The following is a 9,224-nucleotide window of genomic DNA, read 5'->3' on the forward strand; positions in this document are numbered from 1 at the left end:
CGAAACGCAGGCGCCCCTGATTTCGCGCCGCCTGCGTTTCGCGCCTGCCGGCCCTCAGCCCTCCCGGCGCAGCCTCGCGCCGACCCAGCGGGCGCGCCGTCCGATGATCTTCGGAATCCCGAGCCGGTATCCCGCGCTGCGTGGCGTCCGCTCGGTCGGCTCGTAGGGCCAGTCCGGCTGCGGAACGTGCTGCTGCGAGCTGCTGCTGCCACGGCGGCTTCGGCGCGGCTGGGCTTCTCGATCGGGCATCCAGGTCATACCGGAGGGATTCCCTGGGGCCGCCCGGAGTAACCGCTCCGATGCCATGCGGCTGGCGTATGCGTTTGTCATATGAACGCCGTCAACTCCGTGGCAGCGCGCCGGGGTTGGCGCCGGACGCTCAGCCGTCCTTGTGCTGCCGGACCCACCCGATCAGCTCCGCCGTGAACTCCTCCGGCACCTCCTCGTGCGGGAAGTGCCCGACCCCCGGCAGTAGCCGCCACCGGTACGGCGCGGAGACGAACTCGCCCGCCCCCAGCGCGGTGCGCGACAGCAGCACCGGGTCGGCGGCACCCTGCACGTGCAGCACCGGCGCGGTGACCTGCTTCTTCATCCGGCGCGCGAACTGGATGCCGTCCGGCCGGGCCATCGAGCGCATCAGCCAGCGGTACGGCTCGATCGAGCAGTGCGCGGTGCTGGGCACCTGGATCGCCTCGCGGTACGACGTCACCGCCTCCTCGGGCAGCGTGTTCGGCCCCGTCCAGGCCCGCAGGTAGTCGCCGACCAGCGCCCCGTCGTCCGCGACCAGCCGGCGTTCCGGGATCCACGGCCGCTGGAAGCCCAGCACGTGCTCGAACGCGGCGATCTGCCGACGGTCGGTGAGCAGCGCCCGCCGCAGGTGCCGCGGGTGCGCGGCCGACACCACCGTCAGGCTGCGGATCACCGAGGGACGCATCACCGCGGCCACCCAGGCCAGCGTGCCACCGGTGCCGTGGCCCACCAGGTGCGCCTGCCGCTCGCCGAGCGAACGGATCACGCCGGTGACGTCCAGCGCCAGGTTGCCGGGGTCGTAGCCGCGCGGGGTGCGGTCCGAACCGCCCATCCCGCGCAGGTCCAGCGCCACTGCCCGGAAGCCCGCCTCGGCGAGCGCCGTCAACTGGTGCCGCCACGCCCACCAGTACTCGGGCCAGCCGTGCACCAGCAGCACCAGCGGGCCCTCGCCGAGCTCGGCGATGTGGAAACGCGCGCCGTTCGCGGCCAGATCGCGGTGCGTCCACGGCCCCGCCGAGCGCACGCTCCACGGCTCCCCGGCACCCGGCCGGACGGGAACGGAGGCGGGCTCATCCACGGGCTTCTGGTCCAACGACATACCCGCAGCCTGTCATACCCGGGCCCTCCGTACCTGCCCGGCACTCACAGCCGGGCGCAAACCGTTACCGGCCGTCGGTCACTGGATCCGGCCCAGCGCCCGGTCGATCTCCTCCTTGGTGGCCGGCCGCGGCCGGGCGTTCTTCAGCACCTCCGCGGTGGCCTGCGCCCCGGCGATGGTGCGCTCCGGCTTCCGGACCTTCTTGAAGTACCGGATCATCATGAACGCCAGCAGCAGCGCGATCACCACGTACGCGCCACCGACGATGGCGAACGACCAGCCGGTGGTGATGCCCAGCGCCTGCAGGCCCCAGGCGAAGGCGAAGGAGAACATCGGGATCGACGCCAGTGCCACCACACCGGCCACCACCCCGGCCGCGGTGCCGATGCCGCCCCGCACCACGTCCGCCTTGATCTCGGCCTTGGCCAGCGCGATCTCGTCGTGCACCAGGCTGGAGAGCTCGGCGGAGGCGGCGGCGAACAGCTCGCCGACGGTACGCTCACCCTCGTGCGGGATGCGGCCGTTGCCGTTCGGGTTGGTGGCTCCTGCGGCCATCGGCGGTCTCCACTTCGCGGGCTGGGTGCGGCGCGCTGAGGGTGCGTCACGCACGGGTGTCAGCTCAGCATCATGCCCCTACCGGCGAGTCGGGCACCACTCCGGGTCCCCGCCGGACGGCGTGTCACCCCCGCTGTTGGTACACATCGGGGATGCCGTCGCCGTCCGAATCGCGCTCCTCGTCCTCGACCAACTGCCGGTAGTACCGGTTGCGGCGCTTGAGCAGCAGGGTGCCGACCACCGCGCAGGTCAGCGAGCCGACCAGGACGGCCTCCTTGCACAGCTCGGCCAGGTGCGGGTCGTCCACGAACGCCAGGTCGCTGATCAGCAGCGACACCGTGAAACCGATGCCCGCCACGGTGGCCAGCGCGAACATGTCGGACCAGGTCAGCTGCGGGTTCAGGGTGGCCCTGGTGTAGCGGGCGGCCAGCCAGGTGCCGCCGAAGATACCCACCGACTTGCCGACCAGCAGACCGATCACGATGCCCAGCGGCGCCGCCTCGGTGAACACCTCGCCCAGCACCTTCGCGGACACCGGCACCCCCGCCGCGAACAGCGCGAACATCGGCACCGCGAACCCCGCCGACAGCGGACGCACCAGGTGCTCGACGTGTTCGCCGGGGGAGTGCTCCTCGCCCTCCTCGCGGTGGCAGCGCAGGATCAGGCCCATCGCCACACCGGCCACCGTCGCGTGGATGCCGCTCTCGTGCATCAGCGCCCAGATCACCAGGCCCAGCGGCACCATCACCCACCAGCGGCCCAGCCCGTGCCGGTGCAGGAACCAGAACAGCACCAGCCCCGCCAGTGCCGCGCCCAGCGCCCAGAAGGTGATCCCGGCCGAGTAGAAGACCGCGATGATCAGGATCGCGATCAGGTCGTCCACCACCGCCAGGGTCAGCAGGAACGCCCGCAGCGCCGACGGCAGGTGGCTGCCCACCACGGCCAGCACGCCCAGCGCGAACGCGATGTCGGTGGCGGTCGGGATCGCCCAGCCCGCCGGGTGGCCGTCGCCGACCACGTTCACCACCGTGTACAGCACCGCGGGCAGCGCCACACCGCACACCGCCGCCACCACCGGCAGCAGCGCCGCGCTCGGCGTGCGCAGCTCCCCGGCCACGAACTCGCGCTTCAGCTCGATGCCCGCGACGAAGAAGAAGATCGTCAGCAGTCCGTCCTGCACCCAGGCCTCCAGCGGGAGGTTCAGATGCAGCGGCGCGGACGGGCCGAAGGTCAGTTCGCGGACCGTCTCGTAGGCGTGCGGCCAGACGTTCGCCCAGACCAGTGCGACCAGGGCGGCGCCCAGCAGCAGGATCCCGCCGACCGTCTCGGTGCGCAGCGCGTCGGCGAGAAATCGGCGTTCGGGCAGCGGGAGCAGACCGAGGAACTGGCGGCGCTCGTTGGACGGGCTGGCCAAGGGGGGACCTCCTGAGGCGGGCGGCATGCGGACACACGGGTGGTGCAGTGCCGACCAGACTTCCCGGCGCGCCTCAGAACTTTGATGATTCCTTGACATCCTACGGGGCGCGGCAAGGGGTATGTCGTTCTGTCTTACTTTATGAGTATTTGGTCCTCCAGGAACGACAACGGGCCGGGCCCGCCCCGAGATCTCACGGAGCGGGCCCGGCCCAGTGGCTGACGGTGGATCAGACCTGGGTGCCGCCCGGCAGCTGGGACTGGATCAGGTTCATCACCGCGGAGTCGGCCAGCGTGGTGGTGTCGCCCACCTCGCGGCCCTCGGCGATGTCGCGCAGCAGGCGGCGCATGATCTTGCCGGAGCGGGTCTTCGGCAGCTCGGAGACCACCTTGATCTGCTTCGGCTTGGCGATCGGGCCGAGCGTCCTGCCCACGTGGTTGCGCAGCTCCGCGATCAGGTCGGCGCTGTCGCTGGCGCTGCCGCGCAGGATCACGAACGCCACGATCGCCTGGCCGGTGGTGGGGTCGCTGGCGCCGACCACCGCGGACTCGGCCACCGCCGGGTGGCCGACCAGCGCCGACTCGACCTCGGTGGTCGAGATGTTGTGGCCGGACACCAGCATCACGTCGTCCACCCGGCCGAGCAGCCAGATGTCGCCGTCCTCGTCCTTCTTCGCACCGTCACCGGCGAAGTAGCGGCCCTCGAACCGCGACCAGTAGGTGTCGATGTAGCGCTGGTCGTCGCCCCAGATGGTGCGCAGCATGGACGGCCACGGCTCGGTCAGCACCAGGTAGCCGCCGGAGCCGTTGGGCACCTCGCGGGCCTCGTCGTCCACCACGGTGGCGGCGATGCCCGGCAGGGCGCGCTGGGCCGAGCCCGGCTTGGTCTCGGTGACACCCGGCAGCGGGCTGATCATGATCGCGCCGGTCTCGGTCTGCCACCAGGTGTCGACGATGGGGGTCTTGCCCGCGCCGATGTGCTCCCGGTACCAGACCCACGCCTCCGGGTTGATCGGCTCGCCGACCGAACCCAGCACCCGCAGGCTCGACAGGTCGAAGCGGGCCGGGATGTCGTCGCCCCACTTCATGAAGGTGCGGATCGCGGTGGGCGCGGTGTAGAGGATGGTGACGCCGTACTTCTGCACGATCTCCCAGAACCGGCCCTGGTGCGGGGTGTCCGGGGTGCCCTCGTAGATCACCTGGGTGGCGCCGTTGGAGAGCGGGCCGTAGACGATGTACGAGTGGCCGGTGACCCAGCCGATGTCGGCGGTGCACCAGTAGACGTCGGTCTCCGGCTTCAGGTCGAACACCGCGTGGTGGGTGTAGCTCGCCTGGGTCAGGTAGCCGCCGGAGGTGTGCAGGATGCCCTTGGGCTTACCGGTGGTGCCCGAGGTGTACAGGATGAACAGCGGCTGCTCGGCGTCGTGCGCCTCGGGGGTGTGCTCCGCGGACTGGCCGTCGACCAGCTCGTGCCACCAGACGTCGCGGCCCTCGGTCCAGGCCACCTCCTCGCCGGTACGGCGCACGACCAGGACCTTCTCCACGCCGTCGACCTTGGTCAGCGCCTCGTCGATGGCCGGCTTCAGCGCGGACGGCTTGCCGCGGCGGTAGCCGCCGTCGGCGGTGATCACCACCTTGGCGTCGGCGTCCTGGATGCGGGAGGCGACCGCGTCGGCCGAGAAGCCGCCGAAGACCACCGAGTGGGCGGCGCCGATGCGGGCGCAGGCGAGCATCGAGACCACCGCCTCGGGGATCATCGGCAGGTAGACGGCGACCCGGTCGCCCTTGGCCACGCCCAGCTCCAGCAGGGCGTTGGCGGCCTTGGAGACCTCGTCCTTCAGCTGCGCGTAGGTGATGGCCCGGCTGTCGCCCGGCTCACCCTCGAAGTGGATCGCGACCCGGTCGCCGTTGCCGGCCTCCACGTGCCGGTCGACGCAGTTGTACGCCACGTTGAGCTTGCCGTCCGCGAACCACTTGGCGAACGGCGGGTTCGACCAGTCCAGGGTCTCGGTGGGCTCGACCGCCCAGCTCAGCCGGCGGGCCTGCTCGGCCCAGAAGGCCAGCCGGTCCTCGGAGGCCTGGGCGTAGGCGTCGGCGGTGACGTTGGCGGAGGCGGCGAGCTCCGCGGGCGGGGCGAAGCGCCGCTCCTCCTTGAGCAGGTTGGCCAGGCTCTCGTTGCTCAACGCGCACTCCTCATCGAGTCTCAAATACCGGGAACCCCGTGCGGAGGATGGTCCCGTGTGTCCCAGCGCACAGCTCACCAGGCCAAGTGCCGTGTTGACAAGAGGCTCCCGAAAATTGGTGTAGACCTTTGATCGACTGCAGGCCGCGCCCCTGATGGACACCTCCGACAACGCTCGGCCGGTCCTCCCGACGACTTCCCGCCCCCAGGGTCGATCAATCCCGCGCAGCACCTTGACGACCCCCGGCCCCGGTACTCCACTGTTAGTACGCAACCCATCACCGTACGCGACAGTGACGGGGGTTCTGCATGACCGACACCTCACCCCGGCCCGGCGACTTCGCGGTTGTCCGCATGGACGGCCGCACCGGCCGCCTGATCCGGATCGGACAGTTCCTCAACGGCGACGGATTCTCCGACTACGAGCACGCCTTCGTCTTTGTCGGCGACGGCCTCGTGGTCGAAGCCCAACCCGGCGGAGCGGCGCTCGATCCGCTCAGCGACTACGACGGACAGCCCGTGCTCTGGTCCACCGGCCGCATACCGCTCACCGACGACCAGCGCACCGCCATCACCACCGCTGCCCGCTCCTACCTGGGCACCCCCTACTCCTTCGCCGACTACCTCGCCCTCGCCGCCGCCCGCCTGCACCTTCCCGCAGGCCCGCCGCTGCGCAAGTACGTGGCCTCCACCAAGCACATGATCTGCTCGCAACTCGTCGACCAGTGCTACCAGGACGCCGGCATCCACCTCTTCGACGACCACCGCTGGCCCGGCTACGTCACCCCCGCGGACCTGGCCAACCTGATCAAGCACCGCACCGGCGGTTGACGCACAATCAGGGGCGCTGGAGAAGTCTCCACGCGCCCCTGTCTTCTTCTGTGCGACCGGCAGTTGGCGGCCTCCGGCTGGTGGCCGGGTGGCCTGAATCCAGGTGCCTGCGTCCGGTGGCCGGTGGCCGGTGGCCGGTGGCCGGTGGCCGGTGGCTGCGGGTCTGCGTCCGGCGGCCGGTGGCTGCGGGCCGGGGTTTGCTACGCGGCCAGCTCCGGTTCCGATGTTCGGTCGGCTGCCTGTTCGGTCTCCGCGTGCACCGGCGCGAAGCGGCCGGACTGACTGTCCATCACATAGGCCTGGGCGGTGGCGAGGTCGAAGAACATTCCGACCAGGCGCAGCGACCCGTTCGACACCCGGCGCTCAACGGCCGGGTTGGCCATCAACTGCTCGAGCTGCTGCACCACGTTGGTGATGCACAGCTGCTCGACCACATCCACCGCCGCGCGGCCCTCGAACTCCGCGGGGGCCCGCCGCAGTCGGGCCAGCGATCCGCGGCCGTTGCGCAGCCACCGGGCCAAGGCCGTGGGTGGCCCCGCCTGCTCCGTCACCCCGTCCAGCAGGGCCTTCATCGCGCCGCAGCCGGAGTGCCCGCAGACCGTGATCGAGGCGACCTCCAGCACCTCCACGGCGTACTGGACGGCCGCGGCCACCGAATCGTCGGCCGCGCCCGGCTCGTACGGGGCGGGCACCAGGTTGCCGACATTGCGGACGGTGAAGAGATCGCCCGGGCCGGAGCTGGTGATCATGCTGGTGACCATCCGGGAGTCCGCGCAGGTGAGGAAGAGCTGCGAGGGAGCCTGGCCGTCGCGGGCCAGCCGGGCCAGCTCCTGGCGGACCAGCGGGGCGGTGTGCTGCTGGAAGCCGCGTACGCCGTGCAGCAGCCGGACGTGCGGATCGTCCTCGTTCTGCTCGATGCAGTGATGGCCCACCCAGGGCGTCCAGGCGCTGCAGCGGTGCCCGCCCGGGGCGTCGTCGACCAGGACGGTGCCGTCGGGGTCGAGCACCTCCTGTGCCTGACGGTCGGTCAGCATCGAGACCTGGGCCCCCGTGGCCTGGTGGCCGACGCGCCAGGCGTGCAGTGCCTCGAACGCGGCGTGGTCGAGGAAGGAGCCGTCGTGCCGGACCGTCACCCGGGCGCCGGCAGGGACCCGGGCGAACGCCCGGCTCAGCCTGGGCACGGCCACGAACGTCAGCGGACCGTGGGTGCGGACGGTGCAGGAGCCGTCCGGTTCGGTGATCACCTCGACGTGCGCCCGCGTCAGCCGGTAGAGGGCGAGCAGCACGGCGACCGAGCCGCCGAGGACCACCCCGAGCGGGACGCCGAGCAGCACCACGCCGAGCACGGTGGCCAGGTAGACCGGGAACTCGCGGTGCCGGTGCACCCGGCGGATGTGCGCGAAACTCACCATCTGCACGCCGACCACCAGCACCAGCGCGGCGAGTGCGGCCAGCGGGATCCTGCGCAGCCCGGCGGTCAGTGCCAACGCGGCGACCAGCACCCAGCAGCCGTGCAGCACCGCCGACATCCGGGTAGCCGCCCCGGCCTGCACATTGGCGGTGGAGCGCACCGCGCCGCCGGCCACCGGGAGGCCGCCGAGCAGCCCGGAGAGCAGGTTGGACACGCCCTGGGCGCGCAGTTCGCGGTCCAGGTCGCCGGATCGGCGGGTCATCCGGTCTACGGCGACGGAGGACAGCAGGGACTCGACACCGGCCACGGCGGCGACCGTGAGCACCAGGCCGAGCAGGGCCGCCCAGTGGCCGGCCAGCATTCCTGGCGATGGTGGCGCGAAGAACTGGTGGTGCTCCCAGACCGGGAGCTCGACCCGGGCCAGGCGCAGTTCGGCGATCAGCGAGAGCGTGGTGGCGGCGGCGACCGCGACCAGGGCGGCGGGCAGCCGGGCCAGTCCGGTGCCGATCCGGCCGGCCGCGCCTGGCAGCCGGCCGAGCCTCGGCCAGCCGTAGAGCACCGTGAGGGCGAGCAGGCCGACCACCAGCGCGGGTGGGTGCGCGCCGGCCAGCTCGCCGGGCAGCGAGCGCAGGTCGGCGAGGGCCGAACTCTGTGGCGAACCACCGAGGATGACGTGCAGTTGGGCGATCGCGATGGTGAGGCCCACTCCGGCCAGCAGGCCGTGCACCACGGCGGGGGAGACCGCGAGCGCGGCGCGGGCCACCCGCAGCGAGCCGAGCAGCAGTTGCAGCAGACCGGCGGAGACCGTCACCAGGCAGGCGATCTGCCAGCCGTACTGGGCGATCACCCCGGCGGTGACCACGGTGAGTGCGGCCGAGGGCCCGCTGACCTGCAGATGGGTGCCGCCGAGCAGGCCGGCCACCAGCCCGCCGACGGCGGCCGCGACCAGACCGGACGTCAGCGGCGCGCCGGTGGCCAGCGCGATACCGAGCGAGAACGGCACCGCGATCAGGAGCACCGCGAGCGAGGCCGGCAGATCGTGCGCCAGCAGCGCACGCACCCGCTGCCCGGCGGAGGTGCCCCCGGCCGAGGCGGCAGGGGTGCCCGGCGGGGCGTGGTCGGTGGTGTCGGAGGCGATGGGGGCGCTGGAAATGTCGAGGGTCATGTCTCTTCCCGTCTTCTTCCGGGGGAACGAACGCAGTCAGGTCCGGCGGTGGGGTCTCGGTCGGATCGGCTGTCGTGGGTCGCAGCGGGTGTGGCGGGGCGGCCGGGCGATGGGTGGCCGCGCGGGGCCCGGGGCGCGCGGCGACGGCCAGTGGCGACCCGGGTTCAAGACTTGGTAAACCGAGAGTAATGAGACCTTTGCACAGCGTGCGCGTTCGGTGGAAGCGCAAAAAGGGCTTTTCACCACATCGTGTGGTACCCGAACCAAGTGGGAATTCGTCGGAAACGCCCAGGGGCCGGTCCGTCCAGCAGGACGGACC

At 71.6% G+C, this 9,224-nt stretch carries 7 protein-coding genes; 1 reads left to right on the forward strand and 6 read right to left on the reverse strand.

Annotated elements, in window-relative coordinates:
• Positions 1 to 54 precede the first annotated feature (54 nt).
• From ACFV18_RS28330 to acs, 5 genes are all read right to left on the reverse strand, one after another.
• Positions 55 to 249 carry a hypothetical protein gene (locus ACFV18_RS28330; RefSeq protein WP_380487972.1) on the reverse strand — a complete coding sequence of 65 codons (195 nt, stop codon included), beginning with the start codon at positions 247 to 249 and terminating at the stop codon, positions 55 to 57.
• Positions 250 to 379: 130 nt separating this feature from the next.
• A complete protein-coding gene (locus ACFV18_RS28335; RefSeq protein WP_380487989.1) occupies positions 380 to 1,327 on the reverse strand; it encodes an alpha/beta fold hydrolase in 948 nt (315 codons plus the stop codon).
• A 99-nt stretch (positions 1,328 to 1,426) separates the two neighbouring features.
• Positions 1,427 to 1,903: a phage holin family protein gene (locus tag ACFV18_RS28340; protein WP_380487974.1), complete on the reverse strand. Its 477-nt coding sequence runs from the start codon at positions 1,901 to 1,903 to the stop codon at positions 1,427 to 1,429.
• A 124-nt stretch (positions 1,904 to 2,027) separates the two neighbouring features.
• A complete protein-coding gene (nhaA, locus tag ACFV18_RS28345; RefSeq protein WP_380487976.1) occupies positions 2,028 to 3,344 on the reverse strand; it encodes a Na+/H+ antiporter NhaA in 1,317 nt (438 codons plus the stop codon).
• A gap of 202 nt (positions 3,345 to 3,546) precedes the next feature.
• Positions 3,547 to 5,499: an acetate--CoA ligase gene (gene acs / locus ACFV18_RS28350; RefSeq protein ID WP_380487978.1), complete on the reverse strand. Its 1,953-nt coding sequence runs from the start codon at positions 5,497 to 5,499 to the stop codon at positions 3,547 to 3,549.
• Positions 5,500 to 5,807: 308 nt separating this feature from the next.
• On the opposite strand from acs, the gene ACFV18_RS28355 reads away from it, so the two are divergent.
• The gene (locus ACFV18_RS28355) at positions 5,808 to 6,329 is read left to right on the forward strand and encodes a hypothetical protein (protein WP_380487980.1); all 522 of its coding nucleotides are present in this window, start codon (positions 5,808 to 5,810) and stop codon (positions 6,327 to 6,329) included.
• 200 nt (positions 6,330 to 6,529) lie between these two features.
• Here the strand turns inward: ACFV18_RS28355 and ACFV18_RS28360 are convergent, their stop codons facing one another.
• A complete protein-coding gene (locus ACFV18_RS28360; RefSeq protein WP_380487982.1) occupies positions 6,530 to 8,905 on the reverse strand; it encodes a SulP family inorganic anion transporter in 2,376 nt (791 codons plus the stop codon).
• Positions 8,906 to 9,224 lie beyond the last annotated feature (319 nt).

It is taken from the genome of Kitasatospora sp. NPDC059673 (assembly GCF_042734215.1).
Lineage (GTDB): Bacteria > Actinomycetota > Actinomycetes > Streptomycetales > Streptomycetaceae > Kitasatospora.